Here is a 19,255-nt window from a genome sequence, read left to right as displayed (position 1 = left end):
AGCTGTTAAAAGAACGAAACTTCGTGATTTTGTTGAATGTCGATTGCAGTCGATTTGTTTAGAAGGGCCATTTGTCACAAGAGGAAGTCCATGAGACGTCCCCTACATTGGACTCAGCACCGGCTGCGCTTAGGGTTAATTTTTTTTCTGCTCCCACACTTAGTTTCCCGGTGTTTGTAGTTGTTCTATCGTGAACTAGGTCGAGCCCTCTGACGTAGGTGTAATCAAAGAAAACCGTGCAATTAATGGCGGTATTACCATTGTTTTTTAGTGTTACTTGGTATTGATTGTAATTTCTGTTCTGCTCGTAGCCCTCCGAAACCTTGATGGCTGAGATTATTTCATTCTGCGACGGAGCGGGAGTTGGTGATGGGGGAGGTTCAATCACCGTTGGGAGGTTTCCCAGGCTAGAGGCACATGATTGTGAGTCCTGCTGAAGTTGAGTAACTGCACTTCTCCCCAGCTCGCCCCAGTTTGGAGGGTTGTGTCCGTAGTCTCTGCCATCTAGAATTATTCCCCGATAGTCTGTTGTGTTTGCACAGTAAGCGACGGCGGTTTTCAATTTTTCATTGAATTCAGCCCACCCACTATCGATTCGCTGGCAAGCTGGGCTGGGAGTATTTGTCCCAGTAATGTAGATAATATCCGGCATGGTTCTCTGGCCGTCGTTAAATTGCTCTCGATATAGACGAGCGCATGCAAGGGCCCGCTCGCTATTTTCTCCACCGCTGCTGGGCTGATCGGGGTTGCTTCCTGTGGTCGGGTTGCCGCCTGTTCCTGTTCCCGGATCTGGATTGGGAGTGCTATTCAAAATTCTGTTCAAATCGGATACGCTAAGAATTTGAGTGATTGACGCGTATTGATCTCGGCAACTTCTCCCGCTGGCTGCTTCTGTTCGATATTGGTTGTCGGTTATTTCATATTTTGTGGCTAGAATTGATGATATGCTTTTCCCTTTTGAGCTGGCCGGATCAATATATTCTATTCCGTCTACGCATGCCAAGACGAGTTTGCCGCTTTTGTTTGTTCCTTGGACTGAGAAAAATCCTGTTTTTACTTGGTTCTCTGCTGTGTCGCCTCCACCTCCGCCTCCGCACCCTGCTATGAGTGCCGCTGAAATGATCTGGCTTGTGATATTGGATTTCTTGTTCATGATGTTCTTCCTCATAAAATATAGTTATTAATATTTTGGGATTGGTTTAATTCCTCATTTGCGGAAAAATTTAACTAAATCCCAGAATTGTCTTCATGCCTGACCAGGCTGAACTATTCAACCGAGCCGAAGCGGTCTGTGCCCCAGCCACGTCGGGCTTCGCTTCCCGCGCGCGATAAATCCACTGCGACCCATCCGGCGCTTTCATTTCCGCATACAGATTGACCTGATTGGACGCAGTGGTGGCGGCATGCCCCGCGAACCGCATCACGCGCGATCCATTCACCGTGCTGATGGCGTAGGTGCCGGTCTGCGTGGCGGTGCAGTTGGATGCCACGGTAGCGGCGGCATTGAGGGCGCAGTCATAGAGCTGGACGGTGCCCGTGGTCGGACTGGTGGTGCCGGTGAAAGCGACGCGTAGGTTGTTCTGTGGCGTGGCCCCCAGGCCCAGGGTCAGTGAGCCGGCGGCGGTGGTCAGGTCCACGGCAGATGCCGGCTTGGCTGCGATCAATTGCTCCAGCGTCGTGGCTTCGGACTGTGGGCGTGCGTCGTTGAGCAGGCTGTTGATGAAGATGGGTTGGTTGAGCGTGTAGCCATTGCGCAGACGCAAGGATGCGCCCTGCGGGAACGTGGCGGAGCCGAGCGCCGCGAGCAGGGCGGCGTTGTCTCGGCGGTTGTTGATGGAGTTGGTGGCGCTGTTGGCTTGCATGTCGGCAACCACCTTCGCCATGGCTTGAGCAGCAAGGTCCGTCGTCGCCTTGACATAACCGATACCTTGCTGGCTGCCGCAATACAGACTGCGGCTGGGCACGCCATTGGTGGAGTTATGCACGGCATCGCCCTGGCACTGCCGCCAGCCGGTAGGGTTCAAATACGCCTGCGGGTACAGCTGCAGGCTGTTGAGCGGGGCGCCTGACGCCATGCCCGCGCGCAGGTCCAGGAACGGGAACCCGGCTGTGCCGGCGGGTTTGGCAGCGGTGGCGTAGTTGCGCCAGAAATAGGTGTTGGAACTCGTGTAGTTGAGCGTGACAAGATCCCCCGCCGCCGCGTCTGCTGCCGCGTTCTGATCGGCCACGCGCAGCGTTGCGCCATCTTCCAATGCCTCCGCAGTGACGACGGCCATCAGCCGCGCGTTGTCCACGATGCGCGTGGGATCGCTGGCAGGATCGTCCTGGTAGTTGTCGATCTTCGACTCGGCAATGCCCAACTGCACAGCCGCATTGCTGCGGGCCGCCGCCTCGCTCATCCCTGCGGCGGTGCCGCTGGCAACCAGCGTGGTCAGTGGGTTGATCTGCCCGGCCTTGCCCGGCACCTGCCGCAGCACATAGGCCGACGAGGCAAGGGGCTGGGTCGTATCAGCGGCATCGATGGTGGTGTCGGCTGCTGACAGGGTGCCCGGCACCATGCGTGCAATAAGCGATGCACTAGCCGCCTGCGAGGAGGTGACTTTCGCGGGGGCGTAAGTCAGCTGGTAGGCACCATCCGCACCGGTGCGACCGGATGCGGGTTCATCCGCGTCGCAGCTGCCATTGGCGTTCAGATCCAGGCAGACAATCGCGTTCTTCACCGCCTGGTTCACCATGACCGAACCGGTCAGCGTGACCGGAGGCTGCGGCGTGTCGCCCCCTCCGCCTCCCCCTCCGCAGGCGGTCAGCGCCAGCAGGAAGATGCTGGACAGGGCGAGGGGACAGGCCAGCCGTGCGGCTTGAAGCGGTGGAGTGCGATGCATGTGATACCTCCCTTGAGCAAACGATGGATTGGATGAACGTGAATCACGATATCGATGCTTGCGCGTCTTTCCTATCCCGCAAATGCGGTAGGCGCCGCGCCAAAGTGCGCTGGCCGTGCCGCTGCACCGCAGCGTTCAAGCCACTCGCAGCGCGTGCAGAATGCGGACCAGATCGATCTGGCGGTGGCAGCCGCTCTTGCGCAGCAGATTGCGGGCGTGGGTGCGCGCGGTGTGCCAGCTGCAGCCTTCCAGCAGCGCGAAATCCTTCACGCTGCGGCCCGAAGCCAGGCACAAAGCCAGGCGTGTTTCGGTGGGTGACAGGTCCAGCATTTCCGCCACTGCCTGATGACCGGCCACGGGCAGGCCGGCGCCCGTCAGCACGATGAGCGCATGGGGATGCGGCGTGCCGTTCAGTTGCAGAAGGGGTGTGTCCGCGTGCAGCGGCAGCACGCTCACGACGAGTGCTGGGCCGTTGGCCTGCGGCAGCTCGAACGTGGACGCTCGCCCCAGCGGCGCACACGCCTCGCGCGTCATCTGACGCAGCCGGGCATCTGCATCTCCCTGCACCCCAAGAAACTGTCCATTCCGTACCCGCAGCGGGCTGGGCGGCTTCAGCAGCCGTTTTGCCACTGCATTCAGGTGCTGAATGCGCAGCGCGCCATCCACGATGGCTATACCCTGGTGCACGCCGTCCAGGGCCGCAAGGCCCAGCGATGCGCGGCGTGCCAGCCCCACCATATGCGCACGCAGGCGCGCAGCGCGCACGAGGTCGGGCATCAATTGATGGGTCAAGGCACGGTCTTCTTCCGTGTAGGGGTTGGCGTCTCGGGGGCGCAGGAAGCTGAGGAAGTCGCGCGCACCTCGTGGCTGCATGCGCAAGGTCACGGCCAGCGTGTGACGAAAACCAAGTGGTAACAGCCAGTCGGTGTATACCGAGTTGCGCGTTGCTTCACGCGCGCTGATGTGTTCGTGGTCGAACATCACTTGGCCGACTGGCAGACTCATCGCGACGGCCATGCGCAAATCGTTGTGGGCGTGCACAATTTCGTATTCGCTCAGGAGACGGGTGTCCAGTCCCTGGCGCTCCAGATTCGAGGTGCTTTCTGGCACCTCCGCACCGCTGTCGTCGAGCGTGAAACTGTGGAAGATCCCGGCGCCCAGGCGCCTCCCCAACAAGTCCAGCGCGCTGTGCCAGGCCGCAGGGCGCAGCACTCCATCGTAGAGTTGGGCTCGGATAGTGTTTGTGCTGTGCTGCATATTGCTTCAGGCTTCAGGCTTCAGGCAGATGGTGCGGTGCGCGCGTCGAGCTGCTTTGATGCTGGCCGGCTGGCGTGCTGGTCTGTCCTGCATCGATGTGCCGATGGGCTTCACTCCTTGAATGGCCAAGCGGGCCATGGGAATGGCGCTGCGGCGCATGCCGACCGCGTTGCACTGGGCTGGGGCACCTGTGCTCCACCCGGTGATGGTTGGAGCACAGGTTCGCTCGCTGGTGTGGGCGATGGTTCGGTCTGCCACGGCTGCATCCTTCAGCCCAGGCGCAGCGACTGCAGCAGGCCCACGACGTCCAGTTGCCGCTGGGAGCCGGTCTTGCGCATGAGGTTCTTCAGGTGGGTGCGAGCCGTGTGCCAGCTGCAGCCCTCGGCCATGGCGAAATCCTTGATCGTCTTGCCGGTCATCAACAGCAAGGCCAGTCGGGTTTCGGTGGGCGACAGCCCCAAGATTTCGCCGATCAGGTTGGGGTCGAGGCCCGAGGGGCGTGCCGGGTCTGCCATTACCAGCAAGGCCAGGGGGGCTGGACTGCGTACAGCCGCCATCGTTTCCTTGAGCACGAGTACGTTCACGACCAGCTTGGCCCCGTCTGCGCCGAGGCAGAGTGCGCTGGCTTTTCGTTCGCCGCTCGGCCGGCAGGCAGACTGAATGCACTCCTTCAATCGGGCCTGAGATGTGGCGTCGGCACAGTACACGTATCCGTTCCGGCATTGCAGGAGCCCCCCGCCGCTCAGCAGGCGTTCGGCGGCCGGATTGCCGTAATGCATATGGCAGGAGGCATCTACGACCGCCAGGCCCTGCGGAAGCTTGTCCAGTGCGGCCAGCCCTAATGCCGCCTGACGGGCCAACTGGCCGGCATGGGCACGCAGGTGCGCGGCGCGCATCAGGTCGGGCATCAGCCGGTTCATGAGCGCTTTTTCCGCTTCTCCATACGCCGGTCTGTCGGATTCGCGCAGAAAGCCCAGGAAGTCTGCAGCCGTGCCTTCCTTGCGCACTTGCACGCCCAGCGTGTTGCGGAATCCGAACGCTCCGAGGAAGTCGGCATAGAAGGCATTGCGCGACATCTCTCGCGCACTGATGTGCTCATGGTCCAACATCAGCTGCCCGGTTGGCATGGCTGAGAGGATGGCCATGCGCAGGTCGTTGGCCACGTAATGGTCTTCGTACTCGCGTAGCTTCTTGGAGTGAAGGCCGATGTTGGCCTGGTTATCCAGGCTGTCGCTCACCCATGCATCAGGCTGATTGAGCGTGAAGTAATGGAATACAGCCGCACCGAGCGCGCAACGCAAGGCGTCCAGACCGGCGTGCCAGTCCGACGGGGACATGACTCCCTCGTACAGCAGTCCCACGATATGGCTGGTCGGGTCTCGCATGTTGTTCCCTTTGCGGCTTCTTGTCCCGAGCTTGCTTTTGTGCCTCGCGCAGTGTGGGCGCAATAGCTACTTTTTAGAGTACCTCTATGTTAACTATCGATATTTATCGAGTGATAGCTTATGGCTCAATTTGTACCTGTTTGGCCCGCCGGGTGCCATACCGCATTTGAGGGATGGACAAGCGGTCTTCGGGGGGTATGGGCTGCGCGGGATCGGCTCAGTGCAGCAGTGCAGCCGGTCAGACGCTGTGCGTTGCAGAAATGCTGCATACCGTGCTGGCGTCGCTGCCCTGTGGGCGGCCAGCTGGGCGCTTGCTTGGTTTTGAAGGAGTGAGTGCCACGGTTGCCGCTTGGACCGAAGGCCCCTGCGGCGGCAAGCCGGCCGTGCATTTCGCCGCGGGCGATGACGCCCCGTGCAGACTCGTTTCAGAGGCGGGTCGCGGCGATCGATATGGCCGCAGGCGCCCCGCGCAGCTGTCCGCGCCCGCGCTCCTTCGCGGCGTAGAGCGCGGCGTCGGCCGGGGCCATCCAGGTCGTGCGCAGCTGGGCGGTGTTGGCCGGCGCGCGGGCCAGGGCGGTCGCGGCGCCCGCGCTGTAGTCGAGCATGAAGCCCAGTGCGTGGCTGCTTTCCGTGGCCAGCCGGCTGCGCAGGCGCAGGTCGAGCTGCCGCGCCGCCTGCGCGCCCGGCGCGTGCATGAGCAGGGCCGCGAATTCCTCGCCGCCCATGCGGCCGACGATGTCGCCGGGCTTCACGGCCTCGCTCAGCAGCCGTGCGAAGAGCGCCAGGGCCTTGTCGCCCACTTCGTGCCCGCGGGTGTCGTTGATGCGCTTGAAGTGGTCCAGGTCGAACATCACGGCGGTCACTGCCTGCTCGTCGTCGATGGCGCGGGCCAGCAGCAGCGGCGCGCGCTGATCGAAGCCGCGCCGGTTGGGGATGCCGGTCAGGGCGTCGGTGCTGGCGAGGGCGCGCAGCTGGTCCTCGGTTTCGGTGCGCCAGGCGACCATCAGCGCCACCACGCCCAGCACCGCGGTGATGTTGGCCGCGATGGCCGAGCCGATGTTGACCGGGTGCGGGGTCTTGAAGGTGGGGTAGGCGTCGGTGAAGGCGCCCAGCAGGCCCCGCGCTGCGGTGAAGCCCGCCATGAGCAGCAGGCAGGCGCAGAGCAGCAGGCGCCAGCGGCTGGTGGCCGAGCGCAGGGGCGTCAGCGTGGCCCGGGCCGACAGCAGCAGCAGCGCGGCGAGCAGGCCGTTGGCCCAACCGACGCGGAAGGCGTAGTGGCCGAAGCCGATGCCGTAGCCCAGCGGCGTGGCCAGAGTGAGCCACGGCATCCAGCGTGCGCCGGGGCGCGGGCCCAGCCAGTCGCCGAGGGCCACGAAGAGCGCCCATTGTGCGCCGGCGGTGCTGGCGATGGAGGCGGTGGACAGCACCCGGTCCCACACCGTGCCGTGCACCAGGGTGGAGGCGATGATGCCCACCCAGCCCAGGGCCTGCAGCGCCACGCTGATCTGGACGCTGCGTGCGGCGCGGCTGACCCGGGCCCCCATGATGAGCGGCAGCACGGCCGCGAGCATGCACAGGTTGACCGCCGTGATCGACAGCAGCGTGACGAAATCGAGGGACATCTCCGTGGAAGGGCCGGGGCCTGCAGGCCGCCGCCCTTCCTTCCTTGGGGCGCTGAAGTGACGGGAATTACTGGAAGGCCACTTCCGCGAAGCTGCGCAGCTTGCGGCTGTGCAGGCGGCTCACGCCGCCTTCGCGCAGGATGTCGATGGCGCGCATGCCGATGCGCAGGTGCTGGTCCACCCGCTCGCGGTAGAAGTGGTTGGCCATGCCGGGCAGCTTGATCTCGCCGTGCAGCGGCTTGTCGGACACGCACAGCAGGGTGCCGTAGGGCACGCGGAAGCGGAAGCCGTTGGCGGCGATGGTGGCGCTTTCCATGTCCAGCGCCACGGCGCGGCTCTGGCTGAAGCGGCGCTGGGGCGTGTTGTCGGGCAGCAGCTCCCAGTTGCGGTTGTCGGTGCTGGCCACGGTGCCGGTGCGCATGATGCGCTTCAGGTCGGCCTCGGGCACCTGGCTCACGTCGGCCACGGCCTGCTGCAGCGCCAGCTGGATCTCGGCCAGGGCGGGGATGGGCACCCAGAGCGGCAGCTCCTCGTCGAGCACGTGGTCTTCGCGCACGTAGGCGTGGGCCAGCACGTAGTCGCCCAGCTGCTGGCTGTTGCGCAGGCCCGCGCAGTGGCCCAGCATCATCCAGGCATGCGGGCGCAGCACGGCGATGTGGTCGGTGATGGTCTTGGCGTTGGACGGGCCCACGCCGATGTTGACCATGGTGATGCCGCTCTTGTCGGCGCGCACCAGGTGGTAGGCCGGCATCTGCGGCAGGCGCGGCGGGGCCACGCCCAGCTCGTCGCCGGCATCGGCGGGCAGGCCCTTGCGGCGCGTGACCACGTTGCCGGGCTCGATGAAGGCGATGTATTCGCTGTCTTCGCGGGCCATTTCGGCATGGCCCAGGCGCACGAATTCATCGATGTAGAACTGGTAGTTCGTGAACAGCACGAAGTTCTGGAACCACTCGGGCGCCGTGCCGGTGTAGTGGCGCAGGCGGTGCAGCGAATAGTCCACGCGCGGCGCGGTGAAGAGCGAGAGCGGGTGCGCCTCGCCGGCGCGCTGCGTCCAGGTGCCGTTGGCGATGCCGTCGTCCATGGCGGCCAGGTCGGGCAGGTCGAACACGTCGCGCATCAGCATGCGGCGCTCGGGCGTGAGCGAGCCTTCGATGTGGTCGTGCTCGGCGAACGAGAAGTGGATGGGGATGGGCTGGCTGCTGATGCCGACTTCCAGCTCCACGTTGTGGCTGGCGCGCAGCAGGCGGAACTGCTCGGCGTAGTAGCGCGCGAACAGGTCGGGCCGGGTCAGCGTGGTCTCGTAGCGGCCCGGGCCTTCGACGAAGCCGTAGGCCAGCTGGGTGGCGGCACGCGCCACCGTGGTGGTCTGCACCCGCACGAAGGGGTAGAAGGCGCGTACGTGGCTGGGCGGCGTCTCGCCCGCGACGAAGCGCTGCATCGCGTCGCGCAGATGGCCGATCTGTTGCTGGTAGATGCGCTGGACCTCGGCCAGCGCGTCGGCCGGATCGGTGTGGAGCGTGGTTTCGGTGAAGTCGGGGATCTGGGCCATGGCGCTATTGTCGTGCACTGCGGCGCGCCCGCCCGCGTTGCCGGCCCCTGACCGGCGCCGATATCTGTGCGGTGTTGCGCCGGCGTCGCGCCGCTTCGCCCCGGCGCAGCGGTGCCCCGGGATAATCGGGCGATGACCACCTCTTCCGCCGACTTCAGCGCCCTGGCGCTGTCCCCCGCCACCCTGGCCAACCTGCAGCAGCTGGGCTACACGCGCATGACGGCCATCCAGGCCGCCAGCCTGCCGCCCGCGCTGCTCGGGCGCGACCTGATCGCCCAGTCCAGCACCGGCAGCGGCAAGACCGCCGCCTTCGGCCTGGCGCTGCTGGACCGGCTCAATCCGCGCCACTTCGGCGTGCAGGCGCTGGTGCTGTGCCCCACGCGCGAGCTGGCCGACCAGGTGACCACCGAGATCCGCCGCCTGGCGCGCGCACAGGAGAACATCAAGGTCGTCACCCTCTGCGGCGGCGTGCCGCTGCGCGGGCAGATCACCAGCCTGGAGCATGGCGCGCACGTCGTCGTCGGCACGCCCGGCCGGGTGATGGACCACCTGGAGCGCGGCACGCTGGAGCTGCAGGGCCTGAAGACCCTGGTGCTCGACGAGGCCGACCGCATGCTCGACATGGGCTTCTTCGACGACATCGCCCAGGTGGCGCGCCGCTGCCCGGCCGAGCGGCAGACGCTGCTCTTTTCCGCGACCTACCCGGAGGGCATCGAGCGCATCGCCCGCCAGTTCATGAAGTCGCCCGAGCAGATCACCGTGCAGGCCCAGCACGGCGCCGGCAAGATCGCCCAGCGCTGGTACGAGGTCAAGGAAAGCGAACGCCTGCATGCCGTGTCGCAGCTGCTGGCGCATTTCCGGCCCGAATCGGCCATCGCCTTCTGCAACACCAAGCAGCAGTGCCGCGACCTGGTGGACGTGCTGCGTGCCCAGGGCTTCAGCGCCCTGGCGCTCTATGGCGACCTGGAGCAGCGCGACCGCGACCAGGTGCTGGTGCAGTTCGCCAACCGCAGCGCCACCGTGCTGGTGGCCACCGACGTGGCCGCGCGCGGGCTGGACATCGCCCAGCTGCAGGCCGTCATCAACGTCGATGTGACGCCCGACCCGGAGATCCACGTCCACCGCATCGGCCGCACCGGCCGGGCCGATGCCGAGGGGCTGGCGCTCAGCCTGGCGAGCCTTCCCGAAATGGGCAGCGTCGGCAAGATCGAGCAGCTGCAGGGGCGCGAGTCCGAATGGCATCCGCTGGCCGAGCTCACGCCCGCGCCCGGTGGCCCGCTGCTGCCGCCCATGGCCACGGTGCAGATCGTGGGCGGGCGCAAGGAAAAGATCCGCGCCGGCGACGTGCTGGGCGCGCTGACCGGCGAGATGGGCTTCACCCGCGAGCAGATCGGCAAGATCAACGTGAACGAGTTCTCCACCTATGTGGCGGTGCAGCGCGACGTGGCCGCCGAGGCGGCGCGCCGCCTGTCGGCCGGCCGCGTCAAGGGCAAGCCGGTGCGCGCGCGGCTGGTGGGCGATAGCTGATCCGCTCTCACCGGCCCCCGGGTTTGTCCTGGGGCGCCCGGCAGCGCCAGCTGCCTAGACTGCAAGTCATCTAGAGGAGTAGATGAATGCAGGCTTCCGACACGCGCACCGCCGTGGCCGAGCACCCGGGACTGGCGCGCTATGCCGCCCTGGCCGCCGCGCTGCGCCAGCGCGTGGTGCGCGGCGAATGGCTGCCCGGCACCGCGCTGCCGGCCGAGCAGGCGCTGGCGGCCGAGCACGGCGTGGCGCTGGGCACCATGCGCCGGGCGCTGGAGCTGCTGGTCGAGCAGGGGCTGATCGAGCGCATCCACGGCAAGGGCACCTTCGTGCGCAGCGGCATCGCGGGGGCATCGATGCTGCGCTTCTTCCGCTTCGGCGACGGCGGGGCCGGGCAGGCGCCGGATTCACGCATCCTCGCGCGCGGCGTGCTGGCCGCGCCGGCCGATGCTGCCCGCGCCCTGGGCCTGGCGCCCGGCGAAAGCGCGCTGCGGCTGCAGCGCCTGCGCCTCATCGACGGCGAACCCTGTCTGCTGGAACACATCTGGCTGCCGCTGGACCTCTTCGGCGCGCTGGCGCCGCAGGAAGAAGGCGAGACTCCGGCCACCGGTGCCGACGCGCCCAGCGGCTGGCCCGCTTTGCTCTACCCCTTCTACGCCGCGCGCTGCGGCGTGCACGTGCAGCGCGCGGTGGACGAGATCGGCTTCGGCGTGCTGACGGCGCCGCAGGCGCGCAGCCTGGGGCTGGCGGCGGGCCACCCCTGCGCTGTGGTCACCCGCCGCGCCATGGACCTGGCCGGGCGCTGCGTCGAATGGCGCGTCACGCGCGGCGACGCCCACGCGTTCCATTACAGCGTCACCCTGATCTGAGTCGCCGCCCCCGCCCCGAAACCTTCTGGAGCCCACCATGACCCTGCCATCCCCCCATCCCAGCCGCCGCCTCGTGCTGGGCGCGGCCGGCGCCGCGCTCGCCGCGCCCTGGGTCGCCACGCGTGCGCAGCCGCAGCCGGGCATCGCGGGCGGCCGGCCCATCACCCTGGTCGTGTCGTACCCGGCCGGCGGCGGCGCCGACCTGATGGCGCGCATCATCGCGCCGCGCCTTGCCGAAGCGCTGGGCCAGAGCGTGGTGGTGGACAACAAGCCCGGCGCCAGCGGCCAGATCGCCGGCGCCCAGGTGGCCCGCGCCACGCCGGACGGCGCCACGCTGCTGCTGGATGCCTCGTCCTTCGCGGTGAATCCCTCGCTCTACCCGAAGATGGCCTACGACTCCGCCAAGGCCTTCACGCCGCTGGCGGTGCTGGCCACTTTCCCCAACGTGCTGGTGTGCTCGGCGGGCTTCGAGGCCCGCAGCGTGCAGGACGTGATCGCGCTGGCCCGTGCCAAGCCGGGCAGCGTGGCCTATGCCTCGTCGGGCAACGGCTCGGCCCAGCATCTGGCGGGAGCGCTGTTCGAGGAGCGCGCCAGCGTGCAGCTCTCGCACATCCCCTACCGGGGCGGCGGCCCGGCCATGAACGACGTGATGGCCGGCCAGGTGCCGCTCTTCTTCGCCAACGTGGCGTCGGCGCTGGGCCATATCCGCGCCGGCAAGATGCGGGCGCTGGCCGTCACCTCGTCGCTGCGCGCCCGTTCCCTGCCCGATGTGCCCACCATGGCCGAGGTGGGCGTGCGCAAGTACGAGGTGCTGGAATGGAACCCGGTGCTGGCCCCGGCCGGCCTGCCGGCGGACGTGCAGGCCCGGCTGGCCGCCGGCATCCGCCAGGCGCTGGCGGACCCCGAGGTGCTCTCGCGCATCCGCGCCCTGGGCGGCGACGTGTTCCCCGGGGCCACGCCGGCGGCGGCCGCGAAGTTCATCCAGGACCAGCGCACCCTCTGGGCCGGGGTCGTGCGCGAGCGCAAGATCTCCGTCGGCTGAGCGGATGGCGGCCGTGACCGATTCCGCAGCGCTGCCGGAGGGTGGCGGCCTCTGGGACGCCCATGTCCACGTCTTCGACGGCGATGCGCCCGCGCAGGCCGGCCACTACCGGCCCGCGCATTGCCCGCTGGAGCGCATCGAGCGGCAGGCCGCCGCCCACGGCGTGCAGCACCTGGTGCTGGTGCAGCCCAGCGTCTATGGCACCGACAACACGGTGCTGCTCGACGCGCTGGCCGCCCGGCCCGGCCGGCACCGCGGCGTGGCCGTGGTCGATGCGCAGGTGAGCGATGCCGCGCTGGACCGCATGCACGCGCTGGGCGTGCGCGGTGTGCGCTTCAACCGCGTCTCTCCGGTGGGCAACGGGCCGGCGGCCTTCCAGGCGCTGGCGCCGCGCCTGCGCGAGCGCGGCTGGCATGTGCAGTGGTATGCCGCGCCCGGGCACCTGGCGGAGATCGCGGCCCTGCATGCGGGGGCCGGCGTCGCCTGCGTGCTCGACCATCTGGCCGGCATGCACGCGGCGCTGCCCGGCGGCGACCCGGCCTGGGGCCACCTCGCCGCGCTGGCCGGGCAGGGCGCCTGGATCAAGCTCTCGGGCTGGTACCGGCTGGGCGCACAGGCGCCCTACGCGGCGCTGCACGATGCCATCCGCCGCGTGGCCGCGCTGGCGCCGGGGCGGCTGGTGTGGGGCTCCGACTGGCCGCACACCGCCTTCGCGGCCGATGCGCTGCCCGCCTATGAATCCGTCTGGCAGCCGGTGGCCGAGGCGCTCTCCCCGCACGAGGCCGCCGCCGCCCGCCGCGATGCGGCCCGGCTCTATGCCTGACCGGTCGCCTGGCGGGCCGGCCGCCTGATCCCGGGCCGCCCGGCTGCGGGGCATGGCGGCCGTGCCATGCAGGCGCCTTGTGGCGCAGGCAGAATGGCGCCCCCGCGCTGCCGTCCTGAATCGCTGCCATGTCTTCTGCCAAACCCTCTTCCGCCACCCAGCCGGCGCCCGGCATCGCCGCGCTGGCGCCGCACACCCTGCTGTGGGCCTCCGTCGGGGTGGCGCTGGTCACCATCGTGCTCAAGACGATGGCCTGGCACCTCACGGGCTCGGTGGGCCTGCTGTCCGATGCGCTGGAATCCTTCGTCAACCTGGCGGGCGCCATCTTCGCGCTGGCCATGGTCACGGTGGCGCAGCGCCCGGCCGACGACGACCACCCCTACGGCCACCACAAGGCCGAATACTTCTCCTCGGGCTTCGAGGGCATCCTCATCATGGGCGCCTCCGTGGCCATCATCTGGGCGGCGGCGCACCGGCTGACCGAACCCCAGCCGCTCGAGAAGGTGGGCTGGGGCCTGGCGCTGTCGGTGGTCAGCTCGGCGCTCAACGGGCTGCTGGCCTGGTTCATGTTCCGTTCGGCGCGGGTCTATCGCTCGGTGGCGCTGGAGGGCGATGCCCGCCATCTGGTCACCGACGTGTGGACCTCGGCGGGCGTGGTGATCGGCATCGGCGCGGCGGGCCTCACGGGCTGGCTCTGGCTGGACCCCATCGTGGCCATCGCCGTGGCGCTGAACATCCTGAAGGAAGGCATGCACCTGATCTGGCGCGCCTCGCAGGGACTGATGGATTCCGCCGTCGAGCCCGAGGCGCAGGCCGCCATCGACGCCGCGCTGCAGTCCTTCGCGCAGACCGAGCCGCTGGTGCGCTTCGACCACCTCGTCACCCGCCAGGCCGGCCAGCGCCGCTTCGCCGGACTGCACATGCATGTGCCGGCCGAATGGAGCCTGGGCCGCGCCGCCCAGCGCCGCGCCGCGGTGGAGGCCGCGCTGATGCACGCCGTGCCCGGCCTGCGCGTGACCATCGAGCTGCTGCCCCTGGGCGTGGAAGCCTTCCTAGACGAGCCCGGAGCGTCCGCATGATCGGCCTGCTGCAGCGCGTGAGCGAGGCCCGGGTGGATGTGGACGGCGCCACCATCGGCCGCATCGGGCCGGGCCTGCTGGTGCTGGTCTGCGCCGAGCGCGGCGACACCGAGGCCGAGGCCGACCGCCTGCTGGCCAAGCTGCTGAAGCTGCGCATCTTCACCGACGAGGCCGGCAAGATGAACCAGAGCGTGCAGGACGTGGGCGGCGGCCTGCTGCTGGTGAGCCAGTTCACGCTGGCCGCCGACACCCGGGGCGGCAACCGCCCCAGCTTCACCGGTGCGGCGGCGCCCGACGAGGGCCGCAGGCTCTACGACCATTTCGTCGCCCAGGCCCGCTCCCAGCACCCCGTGGTGGAAACCGGCCGCTTCGCCGCCGACATGAAGGTGCATCTGGTCAACGACGGGCCGGTGACCATTCCGCTGCGCATTCCGCCGGCCGCGGCGGCGCCGGCCTGAATATCAGATGTGATAGCGATCAGCCCAGGCTGGATAAGGGCTGGAGCGTGAAGTCTCAGTGCTGGGCCGCGAAGAACAGGCCGGCCATCACCAGCCCGGTCGTCACGATGCACCAGCGCAGCACGGCGGCCGGCAGCAGGCGCGCCACGCGCCCGCCCACGTAGCCGCCCACGGTGGCGGCCAGCGCCATGGCCAGCGCGTACGGCCACTGCACCGCGCCGCCCGCCGCGTAGATCAGCACCGCCATGCTGGTGAGCAGGGCGGAGACGCAGTTCTTGAGCCCGTTCATCGCGTTCAGATGGCTCTGGCCCAGCAGCCGGAAAAGCGCCAGCAGCAGAATGCCCAGCCCGCCGTTGAAGTAGCCGCCATAGGCGGACACCGCCAGCACGCCCAGCGTGGCCTTGATGGGGGAGGGCGCATCGCCGCGCGCCCAGCGCTGGCGCAGCCAGGGGCCGCAGGCGAAGAGCGCGGTGGCGGCCAGCAGCAGCCAGGGCACGATGCTGCGGAAGGTGGCGTCGGGCGTGGCCAGCAGCAGGGCGGCGCCGCCCGCGCCGCCGATCAGCGACAGGGCCATCAGCCGCCCGAGCGTGAGGCCCGGCGGCGCGGCCGTGTCCTCGCGCTGCGCCCAGGCGCTGGCGATGTAGCCGGGCAGCAGCGCCACGGTGCCGGTGGCATTGGCCGCCACGGGCGGCACGCCCGCGAAGACCAGCGCGGGCAGCGTCAGGAAGCTGCCGCCCCCGGCGACGGCGTTCAGCGCGCCGGCCAGAAAGGCCGCGGCCGGCAGCAGCGCGATTTCAAGCATGTCTCCGTCTCCTCCTCGTCCTCATGCCCGGTGGCCGGGTCTGGGTGTCTTCCAGGGCGGGGTGCTCAGCCGGCGTAGGGGTCGGCGAAGCCCATCTCCTGCATGATGGCCGTCTCGTAGGCCTCCATCTCGTCGGCGTCTTCGGGGCTGGTTTCATGGTCCCAGCCCTGGGCGTGCAGCGTGCCGTGGACCAGCAGGTGCGCGTAGTACTCGCGCAGCGGCTTGTTCTGCTCGCGCGCCTCGCGCTCGACCACAGGCGCGCACAGCACCAGATCGGCCACCACCACGGGCTCCTGCGCGTAGTCGAAGGTGAGCACGTTGGTGGCGTAGTCCTTCTTGCGGTACTCGCGGTTCAGGGCCTGGCCCTCTTCGGCGCCCACGATGCGCACGGTGATCTCGGCATCGCTGGAAAGCGCATGGCGGATGAAGCGCGCCGCCGCATGGCGCGGCAGCGCGGCACGGTGCTCGGCCACGCCGTCGAAGCGGGCGAACTGCAGCGACAGATTGAGTTGGTTCAGTGCCATTTTTGGCCTCCAGCGCTTGTCCAGCATGGGCTGGCAGCTATGAATTTTGTAGTTGAGCGGCAATGCGGACGTTGGGCCAGCCGGTGCCGAGTCTGGCGCGGCCCGGACCGGCAGACGCCGTGGATCTGGCTCTGCCTGCCCACCGGCGTGGTTCCCCTTCCCGGCCCGGCCAAGGCAAGGATGGGGGCGAGCCGCGTAGCGGCTCAGGGGTTTGTCCCCCTCCGTGCGTCGTAGGCGTCCACGATGCGGGCGATCAGCGGGTGGCGCACCACGTCCGCCGTGGTGAAGCGCGTGACGGCGATACCCTTGACGCGCTTGAGCACGCGCTCGGCGTCGATCAGGCCGCTCAGCGTGCCCTTGGGCAGGTCGATCTGGCTCACGTCGCCGGTCACCACCGCCTTGGCGCCGAAGCCGATGCGGGTGAGGAACATCTTCATCTGCTCGGGCGTGGTGTTCTGCGCCTCGTCCAGGATGACGAAGGCGTTGTTCAGCGTGCGCCCGCGCATGAAGGCCAGCGGCGCGATCTCCAGCGCATTGCGCTCGAAGGCCTTCTGTACCTTGTCGTAGCCCATCAGGTCGTAGAGAGCGTCGTAGAGCGGGCGCAGGTACGGGTCCACCTTCTGCGTCAGGTCGCCGGGCAGGAAGCCCAGGCGCTCGCCGGCCTCCACGGCCGGGCGCGTCAGCACGATGCGCTGCACGTTGCTGCGCTCCAGCGCATCGACGGCGCAGGCCACGGCCAGGTAGGTCTTGCCGGTGCCGGCCGGGCCGATGCCGAAGGTGATGTCGTGGCTGGCGATGTTCTCGAGATACGCGCCTTGCGTCGCGGTGCGCGCGCGCAGGTCGGCGCGGCGGGTGTTCAGCAGCGTGGGCGCGCCTTCGGGCGCCTCCAGCAGTTCGCTGTCGCCGGCCAGCATGAGCTGGATGTGCTCCTCGGCGATGGGGCGCTCGGCCATTTCGTAGAGCGCCTGCAGCAGCTCCATCGCCTGCGTGGCCTTCGCCTTGGGGCCGTCCACCTTGAACTGCTCGTGCCGGTGGGCGATGCGCACGTCCAGCGCGGTCTCGATCAGGCGCAGATGGGCATCGGCCGGGCCGCACAGATGGGTGAGCCGCAGGTTGTTGTGGGGGGTGAATGTGTGGCGCAGGATCACGCGGATAATTCCGTTCAAGAGGCCGCCAGAACGCGCGGCAAAGGACATCAATGATAGGCAAACTGACCGGCACCTTGCTGGAGAAGAATCCCCCGGAAGTGCTGCTGGACTGCCATGGCGTGGGCTACGAGGTGCAGGTGCCCATGAGCACCTTCTACAACCTGCCGGCCGTGGGCGAGCGCGTGGCCCTGCTGACCCAGTTTATCGTGCGCGAGGATGCGCAGCTGCTCTACGGCTTCGCCACTCACCCTGAGCGCCAGGCTTTCAGAGAACTCATCAAGATCGCCGGCGTCGGGCCGCGCACGGCGCTGGCCATCCTCTCGGGCCTGGGCGTCACCGACTTGGCCCAGGCCGTGACGCTGCAGGAGGCCGGCCGTCTGGTGAAGGTGCCCGGCATCGGCAAGAAGACGGCCGAGCGGCTGCTGCTGGAACTCAAGGGCAAGCTGGGCGCCGACATCGGCAGCGTGGCCCATGCCCAGAGCGATGCGCAGGCCGATATCCTGCAGGCTCTGCTGGCGCTGGGCTACAACGACAAGGAAGCCGCCACCGCCCTCAAGGCCCTGCCGGCCGACGTGGGAGTGAGCGATGGCATCAAGCTGGCGCTGAAGGCGCTGGCGAGGTGATGGCAGGATTGGCATGACCCCGTGACTGCTTGGCCGTGGGTTGGCCGCAGCGCCCGCTGATGGCGTCACATGGAATCTATATACAGCGGGTGTCTTATTTCTCTTTTGAACGGAACGTGAAGGGCTGCACATGAAAAAGAATGCATTCAAACCCTTGGCTGCGGCGGCTGCCGTGTCGCTCGTGCTGGCCGCCTGCGGCGGCGGTGGCGGAGGCGACAACTCCTCGGGCAATGGCGGCAGCGTCAACGGTGGTGGCTCCGCCGTCACGGTCCCGCCCGATGCCGCCGTGAACCGCATCGAACCCCTGGATACCAGCGCGGTGTCCGCCTCGGCCACGCCCGCAACGGCCACTACCAAGGATGCGGCCGCCGCCCAGGGCATCGCCCCCACGGTCACCGTGCGCCATGTGCAGCTGGGCGCGCTGCCCGCAGCTTCCACCGCCAAGGCTACCGCCGCCAATCCGGCGCAGGGCATCGCTCGCCAGATCGGCTCGGTGCGCAACGTGGCCGACACGGCCACCGTGGCCTCCACCCAGTCCCTGCTGCAGTGGAGCCCCACCGACCGCGGCACCCAGGTGGCGGCCATCGCCTTCGACGCTGCCGGCGCTTACGGCGTGCGCCTGGGCGTGCTGGTGCGCAGCCTGCCGGCCGGCGCCGTGCTGCGCTTCTATGGCGCCGATCCTGCTGCCGCCGTGCAGGTGTCCGCGCAGGACCTGGCCGCCATCGCCGCGCGCAACGCCCAGGGCGGTGCCGACGCCACCACCGCCCGCACCTACTGGAGCCCCGACTTCGGCGGCGCATCGACCACGCTGGAAGTGGAGATCCCGGCCGCCGCGCCCGTGTCCGCCGTGCAGATCGCCGTGCCGCGCCTGTCGCACTTCACCGTCGCCCCCGATGCGGCCGACGGCGCCTTCACCACCAAGGTGGGCGAATCCGGCTCCTGCAACGTCGATGTGATGTGCAAGCCCGAATACAGCAGCGAAAGCCGCTCCGTGGCGCGCATGATCTTCGTGCACGACGACGGCAACGCCTTCCTCTGCACCGGCACCCTGCTGAACGACATGCGCTCCTCGCGCACGCCGTATTTCCTGAGCGCCAACCACTGCATCTCCACGCAATCCGTGGCCTCCACCCTGACCACCGACTGGTTCTACCGCTCCACCGCCTGCAATTCCGGCACGGCGAACCCCGGCGCCGTGCGGCTCACGGGCGGCGCCACGATGCTCTACGCCACGGCCAACACCGACACGTCCTTCATGCGGCTCAACGCCATGCCGCCGGCCGGCGTGGTGTATGCGGGCTCCTTCTTCGGCGGGGTGCCCGTGCAGATGCCGGTGGCCGGCGTCCACCATCCCAAGGGCGACCTGCAGAAGGTCAGCGTGGGCACGGTGCAGTTCTACAGCACCTGCTCTTCCGATACCTGCCAGTCCAGCAACGCCGACAGCGGCACCTTCATCTCCACCAACTGGCAGCAGGGCACCACCGAAGGCGGCAGCAGCGGCAGCGCGCTGTTCGTGGGCATCGGCAGCCGCCGCTACGTCTCCGGCCAGTTGCTGGGCGGATCGACCAGCTGCACCAACCCCGGCGGCCTCGACCAGTACGGCCGCTTCGACCAGCCCTATCGCTCGACCCTGCGCCAGTGGCTCAACCCTTGAGCTGCATGAAATCC

General features: G+C 68.0%; 17 protein-coding genes. 8 read left to right on the top strand and 9 right to left on the bottom strand.

Annotation, left to right across the window (positions count from 1 at the left end):
* Window positions 1–58 precede the first annotated feature (58 nt).
* The 6 genes from BM070_RS24360 to BM070_RS17845 form a co-directional block, all read right to left on the bottom strand.
* A complete protein-coding gene (locus tag BM070_RS24360) occupies window positions 59–1,153 on the bottom strand; it encodes a hypothetical protein (protein WP_139222864.1) in 1,095 nt (364 codons plus the stop codon).
* Window positions 1,154–1,223: 70 nt separating this feature from the next.
* Entirely contained in the window at window positions 1,224–2,882 is a 1,659-nt protein-coding gene (locus tag BM070_RS17865; protein WP_139222863.1) for a hypothetical protein, read from the bottom strand.
* Window positions 2,883–3,017: 135 nt separating this feature from the next.
* Window positions 3,018–4,139 (bottom strand): helix-turn-helix transcriptional regulator, encoded by a 1,122-nt coding sequence (locus tag BM070_RS17860; RefSeq protein WP_092940698.1) that lies wholly within the window; start codon window positions 4,137–4,139, stop codon window positions 3,018–3,020.
* Between the two features lie 269 nt (window positions 4,140–4,408).
* Window positions 4,409–5,524, bottom strand: a complete 1,116-nt coding sequence (locus BM070_RS17855) for a helix-turn-helix transcriptional regulator (RefSeq protein WP_092940697.1) — start codon at window positions 5,522–5,524, stop codon at window positions 4,409–4,411.
* Window positions 5,525–5,949: 425 nt separating this feature from the next.
* Window positions 5,950–7,146 (bottom strand): GGDEF domain-containing protein, encoded by a 1,197-nt coding sequence (locus BM070_RS17850; protein WP_092940696.1) that lies wholly within the window; start codon window positions 7,144–7,146, stop codon window positions 5,950–5,952.
* Window positions 7,147–7,213: 67 nt separating this feature from the next.
* The gene (locus tag BM070_RS17845) at window positions 7,214–8,695 is read right to left on the bottom strand and encodes an AMP nucleosidase (RefSeq protein ID WP_092940695.1); all 1,482 of its coding nucleotides are present in this window, start codon (window positions 8,693–8,695) and stop codon (window positions 7,214–7,216) included.
* 132 nt (window positions 8,696–8,827) lie between these two features.
* Here BM070_RS17845 and dbpA point away from each other — a divergent pair, with 132 nt between their 5' ends.
* The 6 genes from dbpA (at window position 8,828) to dtd (ending at window position 14,490) form a co-directional block, all read left to right on the top strand.
* The gene (dbpA, locus tag BM070_RS17840) at window positions 8,828–10,222 is read left to right on the top strand and encodes an ATP-dependent RNA helicase DbpA (RefSeq protein WP_092940694.1); all 1,395 of its coding nucleotides are present in this window, start codon (window positions 8,828–8,830) and stop codon (window positions 10,220–10,222) included.
* Between the two features lie 86 nt (window positions 10,223–10,308).
* Window positions 10,309–11,088, top strand: coding sequence for a GntR family transcriptional regulator (locus BM070_RS17835; protein WP_092940693.1), 780 nt, complete (start codon window positions 10,309–10,311; stop codon window positions 11,086–11,088).
* Window positions 11,089–11,125: 37 nt separating this feature from the next.
* Window positions 11,126–12,130, top strand: coding sequence for a tripartite tricarboxylate transporter substrate binding protein (locus BM070_RS17830; RefSeq protein ID WP_092940692.1), 1,005 nt, complete (start codon window positions 11,126–11,128; stop codon window positions 12,128–12,130).
* A 4-nt stretch (window positions 12,131–12,134) separates the two neighbouring features.
* Window positions 12,135–12,953, top strand: coding sequence for an amidohydrolase family protein (locus tag BM070_RS17825; protein WP_092940691.1), 819 nt, complete (start codon window positions 12,135–12,137; stop codon window positions 12,951–12,953).
* 128 nt (window positions 12,954–13,081) lie between these two features.
* On the top strand, window positions 13,082–14,032 hold the full coding sequence (locus BM070_RS17820; RefSeq protein ID WP_092940690.1) for a cation diffusion facilitator family transporter: 951 nt from the start codon (window positions 13,082–13,084) through the stop codon (window positions 14,030–14,032).
* Entirely contained in the window at window positions 14,029–14,490 is a 462-nt protein-coding gene (gene dtd, locus BM070_RS17815; RefSeq protein WP_092940689.1) for a D-aminoacyl-tRNA deacylase, read from the top strand. The genes BM070_RS17820 and dtd overlap by 4 nt, the downstream gene beginning before the upstream one ends.
* Before the next feature lie 55 nt (window positions 14,491–14,545).
* Here the strand turns inward: dtd and BM070_RS17810 are convergent, their stop codons facing one another.
* The 3 genes from BM070_RS17810 to BM070_RS17800 all read right to left on the bottom strand — a co-directional run bounded on the left by BM070_RS17810 (window position 14,546) and on the right by BM070_RS17800 (window position 16,964).
* Window positions 14,546–15,292: a sulfite exporter TauE/SafE family protein gene (locus BM070_RS17810; protein WP_092940688.1), complete on the bottom strand. Its 747-nt coding sequence runs from the start codon at window positions 15,290–15,292 to the stop codon at window positions 14,546–14,548.
* Between the two features lie 65 nt (window positions 15,293–15,357).
* Window positions 15,358–15,816: an rRNA maturation RNase YbeY gene (gene ybeY / locus BM070_RS17805; RefSeq protein WP_092940687.1), complete on the bottom strand. Its 459-nt coding sequence runs from the start codon at window positions 15,814–15,816 to the stop codon at window positions 15,358–15,360.
* Window positions 15,817–16,019: 203 nt separating this feature from the next.
* Window positions 16,020–16,964, bottom strand: a complete 945-nt coding sequence (locus BM070_RS17800; protein WP_092940686.1) for a PhoH family protein — start codon at window positions 16,962–16,964, stop codon at window positions 16,020–16,022.
* Between the two features lie 50 nt (window positions 16,965–17,014).
* Between BM070_RS17800 and ruvA the strand changes: the two genes are divergently transcribed.
* Entirely contained in the window at window positions 17,015–17,587 is a 573-nt protein-coding gene (gene ruvA, locus BM070_RS17795) for a Holliday junction branch migration protein RuvA (protein ID WP_092940685.1), read from the top strand.
* A 130-nt stretch (window positions 17,588–17,717) separates the two neighbouring features.
* Window positions 17,718–19,241, top strand: coding sequence for a trypsin-like serine peptidase (locus BM070_RS17790; RefSeq protein WP_092940684.1), 1,524 nt, complete (start codon window positions 17,718–17,720; stop codon window positions 19,239–19,241).
* Window positions 19,242–19,255 lie beyond the last annotated feature (14 nt).

It is taken from the genome of Paracidovorax wautersii (assembly GCF_900113035.1).
GTDB classification, from domain to species: domain Bacteria; phylum Pseudomonadota; class Gammaproteobacteria; order Burkholderiales; family Burkholderiaceae_C; genus Paracidovorax; species Paracidovorax wautersii.
Note: the sequence above shows the minus strand (reverse complement) of the source record. Positions and strands in the feature narration are given on the sequence as shown.